Origin of the sequence: Azospirillum tabaci, from assembly GCF_014596085.1 — a bacterium.
Lineage (GTDB): Bacteria > Pseudomonadota > Alphaproteobacteria > Azospirillales > Azospirillaceae > Azospirillum > Azospirillum tabaci.
This window is the reverse complement of record NZ_JACCJY010000002.1, coordinates 95,904-113,580: the sequence shown is the minus strand read 5'-3', so window position 1 is coordinate 113,580 and position 17,677 is coordinate 95,904. Positions and strand designations below refer to the sequence as shown.

Sequence of the window (17,677 nt, the reverse complement as noted above, 5' to 3'; positions counted from 1 at the left end):
TCCATGTTCGACCTGACCGGAAAGAAGGCGCTGGTCACCGGCGCCTCGGGTGGCATCGGGGCGCAGATCGCCCGCGCGCTGCACGCGCAGGGCGCCACCGTCGCCCTGTCCGGCACCCGCGTCGCCCCGCTGGAGGCGCTCGCCGCCGAGCTGGGCGAGCGCGCCCTGGTGGTGCCCGGCAACCTCGCCGACGCCGCCGGGACCGAGCAGCTCGCCAAGGATGCGGAGGCCGCTCTCGGCCAGATCGACATTCTGGTGAACAACGCCGGCCTGACCCGCGACCAACTGGCCATGCGCATGAAGGACGACGACTGGCAGTCGGTGCTGGACGTCAACTTGACCGCCGCCTTCCGCCTGTCGCGCGCCGTGCTGCGCGGCATGATGAAGCGCCGCTGGGGCCGCATCATCGGCATCACTTCGATCGTCGGCGTCACCGGCAACCCCGGCCAGGCCAACTACGCCGCCTCGAAGGCCGGCATGATCGGCATGTCGAAGTCGCTGGCCGCGGAGGTCGCGTCGCGCGGCATCACCGTGAACTGCGTCGCGCCGGGTTTCATCACCACGGCGATGACCGACGCCCTGAATTCCGAGCAGAAGGACAAGCTGCTCACCGCCATTCCTTCCGGCCGCATGGGCGAGCCGGGGGAAATCGCCGCCGGAGTCGTGTACCTGGCGAGCGATGAGGCCGCCTATGTCACCGGCCAGACGCTGCACATCAACGGCGGCATGGCCATGATCTGAGGCGGATTCGCTGCCTGAACCACAGGTTCGGACCGGCTCCCGCGGGCGCTGGTCAAGGCTGTAAAAATGTGTTATCGGACGGGGCTTTTTGTGGCAGGAAGGCACGCAGCCGCGTGTTGAGCCGGCCGAATTCGCCCGAGCGGTCTCAAGGATTGGAAGGTCTTAAAAAATGAGCGATGTCGCCGAGCGCGTTAAGAAGATCGTTGTGGACCACCTCGGGGTCGAGGAGTCGAAGGTGACGGAGAACGCCTCCTTCATCGACGATCTCGGCGCCGACAGCCTCGACACGGTCGAGCTGGTTATGGCTTTCGAGGAAGAGTTCGGCTGCGAGATTCCGGACGACGCCGCCGAGAAGATTCTGACGGTGAAGGACGCCATCGACTTCATCAAGGCGAACGCCGCCGCCTGATCAGGCGCTGGCGCAAGAGGGCCAGGCAGCTTTTCAAAGTGGCCTGGCCGTCGCTGAGTTTTCCGAGGAAAGGTCAAGGAATACCCCATGAGACGTGTCGTCGTTACCGGCCTTGGTCTGGTCACGCCGCTCGGTGTCGGCCACAAGCTCAACTGGGAGCGTTTGACCGCCAGCCAATCGGGCATCCGCGCCATCACGGGTTTTGACGCCTCCGACTTGGCCTCGAAAGTTGCCGGGCAGGTTCCGCGCGGGGATGGCGACGGGTTGTTCAACCCCGATGCCTTCGTTCCGCCGAAGGACCAGCGGAAGATGGATGATTTCATCATCTTCGCCATCGCCGCCGCCCACGAAGCGATCAAGGATTCCGGCTGGGTTCCCCAGACCGAGGAAGAGCGCGAACTCACCGGCGTCATGGTGGGCTCGGGCATCGGCGGTCTGCCGGGCATCGCCGAGGGTGCGGTCACCCTGGCCGAAAAGGGCCCGCGCCGCATTTCCCCCTTCTTCATTCCGGCCTGCCTCATCAATCTGGCGTCCGGTCACATCTCCATCCAGCACGGCTTCAAAGGCCCGAACCACGCGGTGGTCACGGCCTGCTCGACCGGCGCGCACGCCATCGGCGATGCCTCGCGCCTGATCATGCTGGGTGATGCGGACGTGATGGTCGCGGGCGGCACGGAAGCGGCGGTCAGCCGCCTGGGCGTCGGCGGTTTCGCCGCCATGCGCGCCCTGTCCACGAATTTCAACGACACGCCGGAGAAGGCGTCGCGTCCCTACGACAAGGACCGTGACGGCTTCGTGATCGGCGAGGGCGCCGGTGTCGTCGTCCTTGAGGAGCTGGAGCACGCCAAGAAGCGCGGCGCCCATATCTACGCCGAAGTGGTCGGCTACGGCATGTCCGGCGACGCCTACCACATCTCCGCCCCGGCGGAGGACGGCAACGGCGGCTTCCGCGCCATGCGCAACGCGCTGAAGCGGGCCGGGATGGAGCCGTCGGACATCGACTACGTCAACGCGCACGGCACTTCGACGCCGCTGGGCGACGAGATCGAGCTGGGCGCGGTGAAGCGTCTGTTCGGCGCGGCGATGGACAACGTTGCCATGTCCTCCACCAAGTCGGCCATCGGTCATCTGCTGGGGGCCGCCGGCGCGGTCGAGGCCATCTACTCGATCAAGGCGATCAACCACAGCCTCGTGCCGCCGACGCTGAACCTTGAGAATCCCTCGGAGAGCTGCCTCGGCGTCAACCTCGTTCCGAAGGTTGCGCAGGAGCGCCGGGTGCGGGCCGCGCTGTCGAACTCCTTCGGCTTTGGCGGCACCAACGCCTCCCTGGTCTTCAAGGAATTCGCCTGAGCGGCGAAGCATCGCGGAGACAGCCGATGGGCTGGGGCCTCCGAATCGCGGCGGGGGCGTTGACCGTCCTCACCGCGGGCAGCGGGTTGGTGTTCTGGGGTGCCCTCCGCGTGATGGCCCCCGGACCGCTTGAGCACGCCGAAACGGTCGTCATTCCGCGTGGGAGCGGGCTGGAAGCCATTGCGCTGACTCTGGAGGATGCAGGGGTCGTCGAGTCCCCGATCCTCTTCCTGGTCGCCGCGAAGCTCCAAGGGCCGCTGAAGGCCGGCGAGTACGCGTTCCCGGCGGGAATCAGCGTCGACGGCGTCCTGGAGATGCTTCATCAGGGCAAGACCGTGGTCCGCCGCTTCACGGTGCCGGAAGGGCTGACCTCCGCCCAGGTGGTGGCGCTGCTGGACGCGGAACCGGCGCTGACCGGCGAGTTGAAGGCGGTTCCGAAGGACGGCACCGTACTGCCTGAAACCTATCACTATTCCTACGGCGATGCGCGCTCGGCCCTGGTCGAGCGGATGCAGCACGCGATGACCCAGGCGCTGAACGATGCCTGGAAGAACCGCAGCCCGGATCTGCCCTACGAGACTCCGCAGCAGGCGCTGACCATGGCGTCCATCGTGGAGAAGGAAACCGGCGTCGCGGCGGAACGCGCCAAGGTGGCGGGCGTCTTCGTCAACCGGCTGGAAAGCGGCATGAAGCTCCAGTCCGATCCGACCGTGATCTACGCGCTGACCGATGGCGGCGGGGAACTGGGGCGGGCCTTGACCCGCAACGATTGGAAGTTCGAATCGCCCTACAACACCTACGTCGCGGCGGGGCTTCCACCGGGGCCGATTGCCAATCCGGGGCGGGCGTCCATCCAGGCGGCACTGCACCCGGAAAAGCACGACTTCCTGTATTTCGTCGCCGATGGCGGAGGTGGGCACGTCTTTGCGAAGACCTTGCCGGATCACAACCGGAACGTCGCCAAGTGGCGCGAGGTGCAGCGCCGGCAATCCGGGGGTGCGGGCAACGGGGACACGCCGCAGGACTAGCGGTCCCCTGTTCCCGAACGGAAGGCCTGCCGAGCGGAAGGCCTGTTGCTCAGGCGGCGTTCGACGCCACCACCTCCAAGGCGACGACACCGCCCAGCGCGCCGTAGCTCTTGCGGGCGGCCCGCATCTTCTCCAGCGATTCCATGAGGCTTTCCTCGGCGAAACCAGGGGCGAGCTGCGCCACTTCCTGTTCCGTCAAGGCGATGAAGGCGTCTAAAAGGCGCGCGTGGATGCGGCACGCCTGGCGGACTTCATCGGCGACCATCGGTGCTGGCATGGTAGGCTCCCAATCACGGAATAAAGAGAAACACGGTCCGTCCGTGCGTGGGAATTCTCTCGGCTTGTGGTTAATAGAGGATTAAATGCAATTCATCTTCCGGGCAGGAAGAAGAGTTACCACTTCAGACGAAAACGTCAAAAATTGGACGATTTCGATTTTGGTATGTGACAGAGATAAGCCGGCTTTTGTGACTTTCGAATATTCGTCTTTGGTCGATCCGGCGGTCCCTCATCCAATGTGGGCAAGGGACCGCCGGGATTTCATCGCCGAATTTCCTTGTCCAGGTTCAGCTCCGCCTTGGCGCCCTGGATGCGCGCCCGGTAGACCAGCATGCCCTCCATGACCCGCTGGACGTAGTTGCGGGTCTCGTAGATCGGGATCAGCTCCAGCCAGTCCACGGCGTCGATGGCTTCGCCGCGCGGATCGCCGTAGGTCTCGATCCATTGGCGCACGCGGGTCGGGCCGGCGTTGTAGGCGGCGATGGCCATGATGTAGGAGCCGTTGAAGCGGTCGATCATGTCCGCCAGATAGGCGGAGCCGAGCCGCACGTTGTAGTCCGGGTCGCTGGTCAGCTTGGCGTTGTCGTGCTTGACGCCCAGCTTGGTGGCGACGAGCTGCGCCGTGCCGGGCATGAGCTGCATCAGGCCGCGCGCCCCGGCCGAGGACACCACGCCGGTGTTGAAGGTGCTCTCCTGCCGGATGATGGCGTGCACCAGGGCGATTTCCGGAGCGGACGGGCGGCTCTCGATCATCGGATAACCGGCTTCCACCAGGAACACGTCGTTCTGCGCGGCGTCCTTCGCGGCGGCGACCGCAAGGTCGCGGCGCCCGACCTCGCGGGCCAGCTTGGCGGCCAGCACGTAATCCGCCGGCTCCTTGGCGTCGAGGCTGATGCGGCGCAGGAAGGCGGTGACCCGCTCGTCGGTGTTGCCCTCGATCTCCGCCAGCAGCTTGGTCACGCGCACCACCTCCCGCCGCTCGAAGGCGGTGGCGTCGGCGTTGGACACGCGCGGTTCGGCGGGCAGGGTGATGCGCCCGTTCCCGGCGTGGCGGGCGGCGAGCTGGCCGTAGAAGGTCGTCCCATACTGGGCGGCCTTGGCGTACCAGTCCTTGGCCTGCGCCGTCTGGCCCAGCGCCTCCGCCGCGCGCCCGCACCAGTAGGCGCCGCGCGCCTTGCTGATCGGCGCGCCGACGGAGCGGTAGAGCTTGTGGAAGTGGTTGAAGGCGTTCGACGGATCGTCGAGGAAGCGCAGCGCCAGGAAGCCGGCCAGAAATTCCGCCTCCGCCGCACCGCTGCCCTCGGTCTGTCCATGCGCCGTCACCAGACGGTAGGCGAGGTTGTGGTCGCCGTTCACCATGGCGCGGCGGGCCAGGATGTGGCGCTCCGTCCACCAGGCCTGCGGGCGGCCCATGTCCTTGGGCGCCTGCGCGATGATCTCCAGCGCCCCCGCGTCGTCGCCCTTGCGGCGGCGGTAGCGGGCGCGGTCGAACAGCAGGCCGGGGTCGTTGCGCAGGGAGGCGGGGACGCGCGCCAGCGCCGCGTCGGCGTTCTTGGCGTCGCTGTCCAGGGCGATCCGCGCCTCGATCAGCAGGTCGTAGGCTTCATCGAAGAAGGGCAGCATGCGGCGCACCGCGGATTCCTGGCGCTCCCACAGCAGGCGGTCGATGCGCGCCTTGTGCTCTTGCTGGCGCAGGTGGGAGCGGTAGCGGGCCAGGAACTGCTCCTCGTCCGCGGATGTGAAGTTCGCCTCCACCCAGCGGTCGCGCACCATCCGCACCGCCCGCTCGGCGTTGCCGGTCGCCAGCAGCGTGTCGGCGTAACGCATGAAGCCTTCGTTGGACAGGGGCGGGTACTGCTTGAACCAGGCGAGCACCCGGTCCTCGTCCAGGTCGATGGGCATCGCCTTTTCCGCCTGACGGCGAAGCTGCGCCTGGTTGGGCCAGTCGCCGTTCTCGCGGATGAAGGCGGCGATCTCGTCGAAGCTGCCGCCGCCGGGAGTCGCCAGGGCCATCCAGCGGATCACCTTGGCCGGCAACTTGTTGGAGGCCTGGGCGGCGAGGCGCAGCGCCTCGTCGTGCCGGTCGTTGTCGGCGGCCTTGAAGGCCTGCCGGTAGACGGCGAGGTCCTGCGCCGTCAGGCTGGCCGCCCCGGCGGGCTGGGCCAGCACGATCAGCCCCAGCAGCGCGGCGGCGATCGCGGAACGGGTGGCATGTCGGATGATCATCCGGGCGCTCTTGCTCGGGGGAACGGGTGCGGCTAAGGTGCGCGACACTTTTCTTGAAGTCCGTCGGAGGTGGCAGGCATGTTGTACGGTTCCATCGTCGCTCTTTTGACCCCGTTTAAAAACGGGAAAGTGGACGAGGCCGCCTTCCAGTCCTTCGTCGAGTGGCAGGTTGCGCAGGGCACCCACGGTCTCGTTCCGTGCGGCACCACGGGCGAGTCGCCCACCCTCTCCCACGAGGAGCACAACCGGGTCGTCGAGCTGTGCATCGAGGCCGCGGGCGGGAAGGTTCCGGTCGTCGCAGGCACCGGGTCGAACTCCACCGAGGAGGCGATCTCGCTGACCCAGCACGCCAAGAAGGCCGGCGCCACCGCGGCGCTGGTCGTCACGCCCTATTACAACAAGCCGACGCAAGAAGGTCTGTACCAGCATTTCAAAGCGATCCATGACGCGGCGGATTTGCCGATCGTTATCTACAACATTCCCGGCCGCAGTGTTGTGGATATGTCGGTGGCAACGATGGCCCGCCTCGCCAAGCTGCCGAACATCATCGGCGTGAAGGACGCCACGGCGGATCTGGCCCGCCCGGTCCGCCTGCTGCAGGAGGTCGGTCCCGACTTCATCCAGCTCTCGGGCGAGGACGCGACGGCGCTGGCCTTCAACGCGCAGGGCGGCGTCGGCTGCATCTCGGTGACGGCGAACATCGCGCCGGCCCAGTGCGCCGCGATGCAGGACGCCTGGCGGAAGGGCGATCTCGCCACCGCCTACAAGTACCGCGACCTGCTGACCCCGCTGCACGATTCCATGTTCGTGGAGACGAGCCCGGCCCCGGTGAAATACGCCGCCAGCCTGCTCGGCAAGTCCTCGGACGAGGTTCGCCTGCCGCTGGTCGCCGCGTCGGAGAGCACGCGGACCACCGTCCGCGACGCGATGAAGAAGGCCGGGCTGCTGTCCTAAGGGACGGCAGCACCCCGCCCCAGGGAAGGAGGATCCGTGGCCGCCCGCGAGCCCGAACCAAGGCGCATCGCGGCACAGAACCGCCGCGCACGCTTCGACTATTTCATCGAAGACACCATGGAGGCCGGTCTGATCCTGACCGGCACCGAGGTGAAGTCGTTGCGCGGCGGCCGTGCCAGCATCAACGAGGCGTACGCCGGCCTCAAGAACGGGGAGCTGTACCTGTTCAACGCCTACATCCCGGAGTACGGGCAGGCGGGACGCTGGCTTCAGCACGAGACCAAGCGGCCGCGCAAGCTGCTGGTGCACCGCCGCGAGCTGAGCAAGCTCATGGGCGCCATCAAGCAGAAGGGGATCACGCTGATCCCGATGTCCGTCTATTTCAACGACCGCGGCATCGCCAAGGTCGAGGTGGGCTTGGCCGCCGGCAAGAAGAAGCACGACAAGCGCGAGTCTGAGAAGGAACGGACGTGGCAGCGCGACAAGGCGCGCCTGATGCGCGACAGAGGTTAAAGGAAAACCCGTGAGCCGATTGTCCAACCGCGCGACCGACCGCGATTCCACCGTGGCCGGCGTCGCCGCGGAGGCCCTGGCCGAACGCCGCCCGCAGGGCCGCATCCTGGTGGCCGGCGACACCGACGGCGCCATGGAAGAGGCCCTGGCCGACGGCGGGGCGGAGGTCGTCTCCTGGCACCGCCTGGGGCTGGACGGCAAGCCGGCCACGCCCTGGCCGGCGGACGGCGCCTTCGACGGCGCGGTCCTGCGCCTGCCGCGCGGCTGGGCCGCCTTCGAGATGGCGCTGCACGCCCTGGCCGCCCGCCTGCCGGCGGGGGCGCCGCTGTGGATCGCCGGCAGCAACGACGAGGGCATCACCTCCGCGCCGAAGCGCTTCGACGGGCTGGCGGAAGGCGTGGAGACGCTGACCATCAAGCGCCGCGCCCGCCTGCTGGAAACCCGCCGGACCAGCGATCCGGCCAAGGGCAATCTGGAGGATTGGCGGGAGACCGTCGTCCTGCCGCTGCCGGGGCGTGACGGGGCGCTCGATCTGGTGTCCTACCCCGGCCTGTTCGCCCATGGCCGGCTCGACACCGGCACGGAATGCCTGCTCCAGGTCCTGCCGGAAGTCGCGGAGGGCACCGCCGTTCTTGATTTCGGCTGCGGCGCCGGTGTGATCGCGCGGGCCGTGCGGGAGCGCACGCCGGATGCCCGGCTGACCCTGCTGGACATCGACGCGGTCGCTCTGCACGCCGCCCGCCAGAACGTGCCGGACGCGGAATGCGTGCTGAGCGACGGGCTGTCCGGTCTCGGCGCGCGGGAACGCTTCGGGCTGATCGTCTCGAACCCGCCGCTCCACCGCGGCAAGGACGAGGATTTCGGGATGCTGGAGGCTCTGGTCGCCGGCACCAAGCAGTATCTGAAGCTGCGCGGCTCGTTGGTCGCGGTGACCCAGCGGACGGCGGGGGTGGGCAAGCTGTTCAAGACGGCTTTCGGCCATGCCGACCTGCTGCTGGAAACGCCGCAGTTCCAGGTGTGGAAGGGCACGCCGAAGTAACGAAAGAGCGAGCGGAGGCCGCGCTGCGGCGCGGCTCCGCGCGGAAGGATCAACCCTCCTGCAGCCGCCGCGCCGCGTCCACGGCGCCATAAGTCAAAATCGCGTCGCAGCCGGCGCGCTTGAAGCCGGTCAGGGTCTCCAGCAGCGCCTTGTCGTAATCCAGCCAGCCGTTCTGCGCGGCGGCGCGCAGCATCGCGTATTCGCCGGAGACGTGATAGGCGAAGGTCGGAACGGCGAAGGTGTCCTTCACCCGGCGGATGACGTCAAGATAGGGCAGGCCCGGCTTCACCATCACCATGTCCGCCCCTTCCTGCAGGTCGAGGGCGACCTCGTGCAGGGCCTCGTCGGTGTTGGCGGGGTTCATCTGGTAGGTCTTCTTGTCGCCCTTCAGGAAGCCGCCGGAATTCACCGCGTCGCGGAAGGGGCCGTAGAAGGCCGAAGCGTATTTGGCGGCGTAGGAGCACAGCCGCACCAACTCGTGGCCATGGCTGTCCAGACGGTCGCGGATCAGGCCGATGCGGCCGTCCATCATGTCCGACGGAGCGACGATGTCCACGCCGGCGTCGGCCTGCGACAGCGCCTGCCGGGCCAGCACCTCAACCGTCTCGTCGTTCTGGATGTAGCCGTCGCGCATAAGGCCGTCGTGGCCGTGGGTGGTGTAGGGGTCGAGCGCGACGTCGCCCAGGATGCCGACATGCGGCACCGCGGCCTTCAGCGCGCGGATGGCGCGGTTCATCAGGTTGTCGGGGCGGTAGGCCTCCGCCGCGTCCTCCGACTTGCCTTCGGCGCCGACGACCGGGAACAGGGCGACGCAGGGGATGCCGAGGTCGCCGGCCGCGGCCACCGCCTCGGTCAGCAGGTCGATGGTCAGCCGCTCCACGCCGGGCATGGAGGCCACGGGCACCCGCTGGTTCTGCCCCTCGATGACGAAGACCGGCCAGATCAGGTCGTCCACGGTCAGGCGGTTTTCGGCGACGAGGCGGCGGGTCCAGGCGTCGGCGCGGTTGCGGCGCAGCCGGGTGCGCGGGAAGGACGCCGGGGACCGGAAATGCGAAGCGGACATGCGGGGGACCTGATGTGCTCTTAAAACTTGCGGCGCGATCCTACGCCGCATGGCCGCCGCGACTCAAGCCGCACCGCTCACAGGTCTGAATCCCGAGTCCTGCATCTCCATGACCCAGCGGTGCCCGTCCTTGCGCCATTGCGAGACGAGCCCGCCGGTGAAGGCCGCCCCCTCCCAGGACCGCACCTCGAAGGTGACGCGCGGCGGCTCGACGGCGATGAGGTTGTAGGCGTTGGCCTCGTTGCGCAGGCGGGTGGAGGTCGCGGTGGACGCCTGGGCAACCAGGATGGAGCGGGCCACCTGGGTGTGGTGGGTCATGATATCGCCGGAATAGGCGCGGTGCAGATGCCCGGCCAACAGAAGATCCACTCCGCAGCTTTCCAGCGCCGGCAGGGCCAGCTTGTGCCGCCCGACCAGCTTCGTCTTCGGCGCGTCGGGCGGCGGCAGGAAAGGGTGATGGGTGAACAGCACCTTGAAGACGGTGTCCGGCACCTCGCAGAAGACCTCGCGCACGCGCTTGATCTGCGCCTTGTTCATGCGCCCTTCGGAAAAATCCGTGATGACCGAGCGCGCCGTGTTGATCCCCAGAACAGCGATTTCCGAATCGATGTGGAAGGGGCTGAGGTCGGTGGTGATGTAGCGCTTGTAGTTGCCGAACGGATCGAGGAAGCGGCGCACCACGTTGTAGACCGGGATGTCGTGGTTGCCCGGCACGACCAGATAGGGGAAGGGCAGCTTCTCCAGAAAGGCCCGCGCCTCCAGGAAATGACGGGCCTTGGCGCGCTGGACCAGATCGCCCGAGATGACGATCAGGTCGGGCCGTGCCGCCGTCAGGTCGGCCAGCAGGCCGTCGACCACCAGCGGGTCGATCCGCCCGAAATGCAGGTCCGAGATGTGCGCGAGCTTCTTCACGACTCCTCCCTGACGATCTCTACGGTCATGCGCCGTCCGCCGTTTCATCCCCCTTGGAAGTCACCTTGGGCAGCAGGACTTTCAGCGCCTTGTGACGGATGCGGTAGTTCAGTGGCGGCTCCATCTGCAGGATTTCGCCGTCGTTGACCATCTTCAGCCGCCGCCGTCGGCTGTGCACCGTCAGTTGCGTGGCCGTCAGCGTTTCCAACTCCTCATCCTGCTGCCAAGTTCCGAGCACGGTGCGCCCCATCAGCCGCAACAGCCCCCAAGGGTCGCGCTGTCGCGCCACATAGACGCCGAGCTTGCCGGAATCGAGCCTGTTGCGGCGCAGGAGCATGCTGCCCGCCTCGGCGTCGAACGGGTTGTTGGAGACCACCAGGATCGGGGTGCGCACGCGGCGCGGCCCGTCGCCCCAATCGATCCGCACATCGAGCAGGGGTAGGCGGCGGAAGGTGCGAACCATGGCGAGCGCCATCGCCGGCCATTTCAGCAGGCGGTGCCGCTTGCGCTTCTCCTCGCGCTCCTGCACCACCTGGGGGTAGAAACCGAGGACCGAGCTGTTCAGGTAGATCTCGCCGTTCACCTCCGTCACGTCGATGCTGCTCACCTCGCCGGCGGCCAGGGCCTCGTACGCCTCGTCGAGGTCCAGCGGCGTCTTCAGGTCGCGCGCCAGCAGGTTCATGGTGCCGAGCGGCAGGATGCCCAGGATCTTGCCGGTGGGCAGGATCATGTTGACCGCGGTGTGGATGGTCCCGTCGCCGCCGCCCACGATGACCAGCTCCGCGTCGGAGTCGATGGCCTTGCGGATTTCCGAGGAGCAGTCGGCCGGCTCCACGGCGGTCAGCGACACCTCCGCCCCGTGCCGCTCGAAGGCGCTGCGGATCGCCGCCACCGTATCGTCGATCGGCTGTCCGGCCAGCGTTCCCGCGGACCGGTTGAGGATGATGGCCGTCTTGCGGCCCGGTCCCTCCTGACGTGACGCTTGCGCTGCTGAGGCTGCCATCATGGAACTGTCCCGCTCATGACTGTGGGTGCGGCAACGGCTGAGGCTGGGGCCGTGTTCCGCGACGCTGCGCTGCGAAACCGCGGTTTGACACGCCGCCCGCCGCCCGTATCATCGCCCGAAACCAACAAATTCGCCCCACAAACGAACAAATGGAAACGACCGGAACCATGAGCGACCCTGCCGAGACCCAGTTCGCCGAGATCCTGTTCGAACGCCGCGGCTCCATCGGGCTGGTGACGCTGAACCGCCCGAAGGCGCTGAACGCCCTGACGCTGGGCATGATCCGTCTGTTCGACCCGCAGCTGCGCGCCTGGTCGGCCGATCCGGCGATCAAGGCCATCGTCGTACAGGGCGCCGGGGAGAAGGCCTTCTGCGCCGGCGGCGACGTGGTGAACCTGTACGAGACGGGCAAGGCCGCCAAGGCGGGGCAGGGCGATGGTGCGCCCATCCGCGCCTTCTTCAGCGAGGAGTATATCCTCAACCGCCTGATCCACAATTGCCCGAAGCCCTACGTGGCGCTGATCGACGGCATCAGCATGGGCGGCGGCGTCGGCCTGTCGGTGCACGGCTCCCATCGAATCGTGACGGAGCGGACGATGTTCGCCATGCCGGAGACGGGCATCGGCCTCTACCCGGACGTCGGCGGCACCTACTTCCTGCCGCGTCTGCCCGGACAGATCGGAATCTGGCTGGGCCTGACGGGCGACCGGTTGAAGGCGGCGGACATGATCGAGGTCGGTGCCGCCGACGCCTTCGTGCCCAGTGGCAAGCTGGAATCGCTGATCGCCGAACTGGCCGACGGCGTGCCGGCCGACGAGGCGGTCGCGCGTCACCGCGAGGAAGCGGGCGAACCGCCGGTCGCCGCCAACCGCGAGGCCATCGACCGCTGCTACGCCCATGATGGTGTGGAGGCCATCGTCGCCGCACTGGAGGCGGAGGGCACGGAGTGGGCCGCCGGCCAGCTCGCCACGCTGAATCGGGTGTCGCCGACCAGTCTCAAGGTGACGCTGGAGGCGCTGCGCCGCGGGGCCAAACTGGACTTCGACGGCTGCATGATCCAGGAGCTTCGCCTCAGCCTCGCCTTCCTCGCCCGCCACGATGTCTACGAAGGCATCCGCGCTGCGCTGGTGGACAAGGACCGAAACCCGCGCTGGTCACCCGCCACTTTGGCCGAGGTGAAAGCCGAAGAGGTGCACAGCTACTTCGCCGAACCCAATGGCGGGGATTTGCACTTTACCGATTGAAGAGGCCTGCTCTCCTTTATTGCACTCAGGACGTGCAAGGATGCGGGCACATTCCGCGCGTTTCTGCGTTAGTATCGGGAAATCCTTGCGGGACTTGTCTCAAACCTGACCGTTGTTGCGGAAGGTTGGATGGGATGGGTCGGCTTGCCGCCCGGTTCGCCGGGCGGCAAGCCGCCGGGATGCCTGGGTTCCTGGCATCTCCTGGCGCGCGACGGGGCTTGGCACGGCAGGACGGGGGTATTCCGCAGGGCCAGGCTGTTCTACAACCCGGGCTGTGCTTTTGGGGCATTATTGAGGTGATTGCCGGACAATGATCGGTTAATCTCCCCTTAAGGACCCCGGAAAGGCCACAGGTCGGCCCATGTCCGGTACGAGCCAAAGGAGACCGCGGTGCGCAAACCCTATTATGAAAGCATCCTCTTGATCGAACGGCTTCACCGCCACTTTCTCGAGGTGCTGAAGACCGAGCTTGACCGGCTCGGTATCCAGGACATCAACAACGTCCAGAGCCTGATCCTCTACAACATCGGCGAGGACGAGATGACCGTCGGCGAGTTGACGGCGCGCGGCTATTATCTCGGCTCCAACGTGTCCTACAACGTGAAGAAGATGGTCGAGAACGGCTATCTCGGGCAGGAGCGCTCGCCGCACGACCGCCGGTCGGTGCGCGTCCGCCTGTCGGAGAAGGGCCTCGATCTCCGCGAGAAGATCAGCCGCATGTTCGAGCGCCACCTGACGGCGCTGGAGAAGGCCGGCTTCAGCGACGAGGAGCTGGTCAAGGCGAACGAGACCCTGCGCAAGCTCGAACGCTTCTGGTCCGCGTCGCTCGACTACAGCGGCTTTCCGCTGACCTCGGCCGCCTGATCCGCGGCCGCCTGAGTCGTATCGGTACCGCGGTTTCCGGCTCCTGCGTCGAAAGAGAAAGGCACGCCTCCCGGCCTTTGAACCGGGGGCGTGCCGCGAGTCGGTGTGCGGCCCTGCGTGGCCGCTTTTTTCATGCCCGCGTTCCGGCCTCCCACAGCCCCCTTTTTGCTGCCGGACTCGCCGTCCGGCCACGCTTTGTCATGCCATCGCTGCTTCCGGATGGACGGGATTAAGTTCTTTCCGTAAGCTGTACGTGTGACCGATTGCTGATAGCCTGAACCAAACAACGGGCGGTCTCGCGCAAGCGCCGCTGAAAAACAGGGAATGGGGAGGATATGGCAAGTGACGTCATTCTGGAGACGCGCGGGCTGACCAAGGAATTCCGGGGCTTCGTCGCTGTCCGCGACGTCAGCCTGCGGGTCAAACGGGGGTCCATCCACGCGCTGATCGGTCCCAACGGGGCCGGAAAAACGACCGTTTTCAATCTGCTCACCAAGTTTCTTCAGCCCAGCAACGGGCACATCCTGTTCAACGGGCGCGACATCACCGCGGTGAAGCCGGCGGATGTGGCGCGCCTGGGAATCATCCGCTCCTTCCAGATCTCGGCGGTGTTCCCGCATCTGTCGGTTCTGGAGAATGTGCGGGTCGGCCTGCAACGGCCGCTCGGCAACTCCTTCCAGTTCTGGAAATCGGAATCGGTGCTCGACAGGCTGAACGGGCGCGCGATGGAGTTGCTGGAGGATGTCGGGCTGGCCGGCTACGCCCAGCGTCCGGCGGCGGAACTTCCCTATGGCCGCAAGCGCGCGCTGGAGATCGCCACGACGTTGGCCCTGGAGCCGGAAATGCTGCTGTTGGACGAGCCGATGGCCGGCATGGGACACGAGGACATCGACCGCATCGCCGCGCTGATCAAGCGCGTCTCGGCCAACCGCACGATCCTGATGGTGGAGCACAACCTGTCCGTGGTCTCCAACCTGTCGGACTGGATCACCGTCCTGGCCCGCGGGGAGGTCCTGGCCGAAGGCGCTTACGCCGAGGTGTCGCGCCATCCGAAGGTCCGGGAAGCCTACATGGGGAGCGGTCATGCCTGATGGCGCAACGGTGAAGACCGCGATGCTGGAGGTCTCCGATCTTCAGGCCTTCTACGGCGAAAGCCACGTCCTGCACGGCGTGAACCTGGAGGTCCGCCAGGGCGAGGTGGTGACGCTGCTGGGCCGCAACGGCGCCGGCAAAACGACCACCATGCGCTCGATCATGGGCATCGTCGGCAAGCGCACCGGTTCCATCCGCTTCCAGGGGCGGGAACTGATCGGCATGGCGCAGCACAACATCCCGCGCCTCGGCATCGGCTACGTGCCGGAGGAGCGCGGGATTTTCGCCTCGCTCAACGTCGACGAAAACCTGACCCTGCCGCCCGTCGTCAAGGAGGGCGGCATGACGGTCCAGCAGATTTACGAGCTGTTCCCCAACCTCCAGGGCCGGGGCTCGACCCAGGGCACGCGCCTGTCGGGGGGCGAGCAGCAGATGCTGGCCATTGCGCGCATCCTGCGCACCGGTGCGTCGATGATCCTTCTTGACGAGCCGACGGAAGGGTTGGCGCCGGTGATCATCGAACAGATCGGGGTGGCCGTTCGCAAGCTGAAGCAGCGCGGCTTCACCATCCTGCTGGTGGAGCAGAACTTCCGCTTCGCCGCCACCATCGCCGACCGCCATTACATGATGGAGGAAGGTCACGTGGTGGACATGATCCCGAACAACCAGCTCGCCGCCAACATGGAGAAGCTGCACACCTATCTGGGTGTCTGAATCAACAAGCAGAAACGCTCGAATTCGAACCGGGAGGAATGGGAATGATTGCACGTCTGCTTGCTGGAGCGGCGCTTGCCGCGCTGGCCGTCGGTTCCGCGCAGGCCCAGCAGGGCAAGGTCTCGGGCGACGTCGTGAAGATCGGCGTCCTCAACGATCGCTCCGGCCTCTACGCCGACCTCGGCGGCGAAGGCTCGGTGGTCGCCGTCCGCATGGCGGTCGAGGAGGTGGGCGGGAAGATTCTGGGCAAGTCCATCGAGGTCGTCGCGGCGGACCACCAGAACAAGCCGGACATCGGCTCCAACCTCTCCCGCGAGTGGATCGACCGCGACGGGGTGGACGTCATCGTGGACGTGCCGAACTCCGGCGTCGCTCTGGCGGTGCAGGAGGTGACGCGCGAGAAGAAGAAGATCTTTCTGATGCAGGGGCCGGCGACCTCACGGCTGACCGGTGACGCCTGCTCTCCCACCGGCTTCCACTGGGCCTACGACACCCGCGCGCTGGCCGTCGGCACCGGCCAGGCCATTGTGAAGGAAGGCGGCAAGAGCTGGTTCTTCCTGACCGCCGACTACGCCTTCGGCCACCAGCTCGAAACCGACACGGCGGCGCAGGTGAAGAAGGCCGGCGGCGCGGTCGTGGGGGCGGTCCGCGCGCCGCTGAACACGGCGGACTTCTCCTCCTTCCTGCTGCAGGCGCAGTCGTCGGGCGCGCAGGTGATCGGCCTCGCCAACGCCGGTGGCGACACCATCACCTCGATCAAGCAGGCGTCGGAGTTCGGCCTGACGCAGAGCGGGCAGCAGAAGCTGGCCGGGCTGCTGATCTTCCTGTCGGACGTGCACGCGCTGGGGCTCCAGGTTGCCCAGGACCTCGTCCTGACCACCGGCTTCTATTGGGACATGGACGACGAGAAGCGCGCCTGGTCGGAGAAGTACAAGGCGAAGACCGGCAAGATGCCGACGATGGTGCAGGCGGGCAGCTACTCCTCGGTGAAGCACTACCTGAAGGCCATCGAGGCGGCGGGGACCGACGATGGGGCGACCGTCTCCGCCAAGATGAAGGAGATGTCGGTCAACGACATGTTCGCCAAGAACGGCAAGATCCTGCCGAACGGGCGCATGGTCCACGACATGTATCTGGCCCGCGTGAAGAAGCCCAGCGAGTCCAAGGGACCCTGGGACTATTACGAGATCATCCGCACCATCCCCGGCGACGAGGCCTTCGCCACCCTGGCGGAAAGCGGCTGCAAGCTGCCGGGCTGATCCCCGCCCGCCCCGGCGTTCCGTCCGCCGCCGCGTGCGGGGACGGGAGCCGGGGCGATCACCCGCCGCGTGGAACGGCCGGAGGCGAATCACCATGTCCACCATCTTCGGCATCCCGCCCCAGGCGCTGTTCGGGCAGCTTCTGCTGGGGCTGATCAACGGGTCCTTTTACGCGCTGCTCAGCCTCGGGCTGGCGGTCATCTTCGGCATGCTGAACGTCATCAACTTCGCCCACGGCGCGCTCTACATGCTGGGGGCCTTCGTGGCGTGGCTGCTGTTGACCATGGCGGGGATCGGCTACTGGTGGGCGCTGCTGCTGGCGCCGCTGGTCGTCGGCGCCTTCGGCGTGCTGCTGGAGAAGACGCTGCTCAGCCGGCTCTACAAGCTGGACCATCTTTACGGGCTGCTGCTGACTTTCGGCCTTGCGCTGATCGTGGAGGGGGTCTTCCGGCATTTCTACGGCGTGTCGGGCCAGCCTTATCCCATTCCCGACCTGCTGCGCGGCGGCCAGAATCTGGGCTTCATGTTCCTGCCCAACTACCGCGGCTGGGTCGTCGTCGCCTCGCTGGTCGTCTGTCTCGCCACTTGGTACGCCATTGAGCGGACGAAGCTCGGCGCTTATCTGCGCGCCGCGACCGAGAATCCGGTGCTGGTCCAGGCCTTCGGCATCAATGTGCCGTTGATGATCACGGCGACCTACGGGTTCGGTGTGGCGCTGGCCGGACTGGCCGGCGTGCTGGCGGCGCCGATCTATCAGGTGTCGCCGCTGATGGGCTCCAACCTGATCATCGTCGTCTTCGCCGTGGTGGTCATCGGCGGCATGGGGTCGATTCTGGGGGCGGTGCTGACCGGATACGGATTGGGCCTGTTGGAAGGCTTGACGAAGGTGTTCTATCCGGAGGCGTCCAACATCGTCGTCTTCGTCATCATGGCCGTGGTGCTGCTGATCAAGCCCGCCGGCCTGTTCGGGCGGGAGAGGTGACC

At 66.8% G+C, this 17,677-nt stretch carries 18 protein-coding genes; 13 read left to right on the top strand and 5 right to left on the bottom strand.

Annotated features, from left to right (window positions below):
* The first annotated feature begins 3 nt into the window (after positions 1 to 3).
* The 4 genes from fabG (at position 4) to mltG (ending at position 3,528) form a co-directional block, all read left to right on the top strand.
* On the top strand, positions 4 to 741 hold the full coding sequence (fabG, locus tag H0B54_RS03690; RefSeq protein ID WP_014240382.1) for a 3-oxoacyl-[acyl-carrier-protein] reductase: 738 nt from the start codon (positions 4 to 6) through the stop codon (positions 739 to 741).
* A gap of 169 nt (positions 742 to 910) precedes the next feature.
* On the top strand, positions 911 to 1,150 hold the full coding sequence (locus tag H0B54_RS03685) for an acyl carrier protein (RefSeq protein ID WP_014240383.1): 240 nt from the start codon (positions 911 to 913) through the stop codon (positions 1,148 to 1,150).
* 87 nt (positions 1,151 to 1,237) lie between these two features.
* Positions 1,238 to 2,500, top strand: coding sequence for a beta-ketoacyl-ACP synthase II (gene fabF / locus H0B54_RS03680; protein ID WP_094302153.1), 1,263 nt, complete (start codon positions 1,238 to 1,240; stop codon positions 2,498 to 2,500).
* Positions 2,501 to 2,526: 26 nt separating this feature from the next.
* Entirely contained in the window at positions 2,527 to 3,528 is a 1,002-nt protein-coding gene (gene mltG / locus H0B54_RS03675) for an endolytic transglycosylase MltG (RefSeq protein ID WP_188259284.1), read from the top strand.
* 49 nt (positions 3,529 to 3,577) lie between these two features.
* Here the strand turns inward: mltG and H0B54_RS03670 are convergent, their stop codons facing one another.
* Together H0B54_RS03670 and H0B54_RS03665 are read right to left on the bottom strand one after the other, a co-directional pair.
* Positions 3,578 to 3,805: a hypothetical protein gene (locus tag H0B54_RS03670; RefSeq protein ID WP_094302151.1), complete on the bottom strand. Its 228-nt coding sequence runs from the start codon at positions 3,803 to 3,805 to the stop codon at positions 3,578 to 3,580.
* Positions 3,806 to 4,068: 263 nt separating this feature from the next.
* Positions 4,069 to 6,033: a lytic transglycosylase domain-containing protein gene (locus H0B54_RS03665; protein WP_188259283.1), complete on the bottom strand. Its 1,965-nt coding sequence runs from the start codon at positions 6,031 to 6,033 to the stop codon at positions 4,069 to 4,071.
* A 78-nt stretch (positions 6,034 to 6,111) separates the two neighbouring features.
* Between H0B54_RS03665 and dapA the strand changes: the two genes are divergently transcribed.
* From dapA to H0B54_RS03650, 3 genes are read left to right on the top strand one after another with little or no spacing between them, the layout of a single operon-like run.
* Positions 6,112 to 6,987: a 4-hydroxy-tetrahydrodipicolinate synthase gene (gene dapA, locus H0B54_RS03660; RefSeq protein WP_094302149.1), complete on the top strand. Its 876-nt coding sequence runs from the start codon at positions 6,112 to 6,114 to the stop codon at positions 6,985 to 6,987.
* A 36-nt stretch (positions 6,988 to 7,023) separates the two neighbouring features.
* On the top strand, positions 7,024 to 7,500 hold the full coding sequence (smpB, locus tag H0B54_RS03655; RefSeq protein WP_038527736.1) for an SsrA-binding protein SmpB: 477 nt from the start codon (positions 7,024 to 7,026) through the stop codon (positions 7,498 to 7,500).
* 10 nt (positions 7,501 to 7,510) lie between these two features.
* A complete protein-coding gene (locus H0B54_RS03650; protein ID WP_188259282.1) occupies positions 7,511 to 8,539 on the top strand; it encodes a methyltransferase in 1,029 nt (342 codons plus the stop codon).
* A 49-nt stretch (positions 8,540 to 8,588) separates the two neighbouring features.
* Here H0B54_RS03650 and hemB read toward each other — a convergent pair whose 3' ends face one another.
* From hemB to H0B54_RS03635, 3 genes are all read right to left on the bottom strand, one after another.
* Positions 8,589 to 9,602 (bottom strand): porphobilinogen synthase, encoded by a 1,014-nt coding sequence (gene hemB, locus H0B54_RS03645; protein ID WP_014240393.1) that lies wholly within the window; start codon positions 9,600 to 9,602, stop codon positions 8,589 to 8,591.
* A 63-nt stretch (positions 9,603 to 9,665) separates the two neighbouring features.
* Entirely contained in the window at positions 9,666 to 10,514 is an 849-nt protein-coding gene (locus tag H0B54_RS03640) for a metallophosphoesterase (protein WP_188259281.1), read from the bottom strand.
* A 25-nt stretch (positions 10,515 to 10,539) separates the two neighbouring features.
* Positions 10,540 to 11,520 (bottom strand): diacylglycerol/lipid kinase family protein, encoded by a 981-nt coding sequence (locus tag H0B54_RS03635; protein ID WP_188259280.1) that lies wholly within the window; start codon positions 11,518 to 11,520, stop codon positions 10,540 to 10,542.
* A 167-nt stretch (positions 11,521 to 11,687) separates the two neighbouring features.
* Between H0B54_RS03635 and H0B54_RS03630 the strand changes: the two genes are divergently transcribed.
* From H0B54_RS03630 to H0B54_RS03605, 6 genes are all read left to right on the top strand, one after another.
* Positions 11,688 to 12,764: an enoyl-CoA hydratase/isomerase family protein gene (locus tag H0B54_RS03630; RefSeq protein WP_188259279.1), complete on the top strand. Its 1,077-nt coding sequence runs from the start codon at positions 11,688 to 11,690 to the stop codon at positions 12,762 to 12,764.
* Between the two features lie 390 nt (positions 12,765 to 13,154).
* Positions 13,155 to 13,628 carry a MarR family winged helix-turn-helix transcriptional regulator gene (locus H0B54_RS03625; protein ID WP_014240398.1) on the top strand — a complete coding sequence of 158 codons (474 nt, stop codon included), beginning with the start codon at positions 13,155 to 13,157 and terminating at the stop codon, positions 13,626 to 13,628.
* Positions 13,629 to 13,963: 335 nt separating this feature from the next.
* Entirely contained in the window at positions 13,964 to 14,719 is a 756-nt protein-coding gene (locus H0B54_RS03620) for an ABC transporter ATP-binding protein (protein WP_188259278.1), read from the top strand.
* Positions 14,712 to 15,434, top strand: coding sequence for an ABC transporter ATP-binding protein (locus tag H0B54_RS03615; RefSeq protein ID WP_188259277.1), 723 nt, complete (start codon positions 14,712 to 14,714; stop codon positions 15,432 to 15,434). The genes H0B54_RS03620 and H0B54_RS03615 overlap by 8 nt, the downstream gene beginning before the upstream one ends.
* 44 nt (positions 15,435 to 15,478) lie before the next feature.
* A complete protein-coding gene (locus tag H0B54_RS03610; RefSeq protein WP_188259276.1) occupies positions 15,479 to 16,693 on the top strand; it encodes an ABC transporter substrate-binding protein in 1,215 nt (404 codons plus the stop codon).
* A 94-nt stretch (positions 16,694 to 16,787) separates the two neighbouring features.
* Positions 16,788 to 17,675, top strand: coding sequence for a branched-chain amino acid ABC transporter permease (locus H0B54_RS03605; protein ID WP_094302142.1), 888 nt, complete (start codon positions 16,788 to 16,790; stop codon positions 17,673 to 17,675).
* The last annotated feature ends 2 nt before the right edge of the window (positions 17,676 to 17,677 follow it).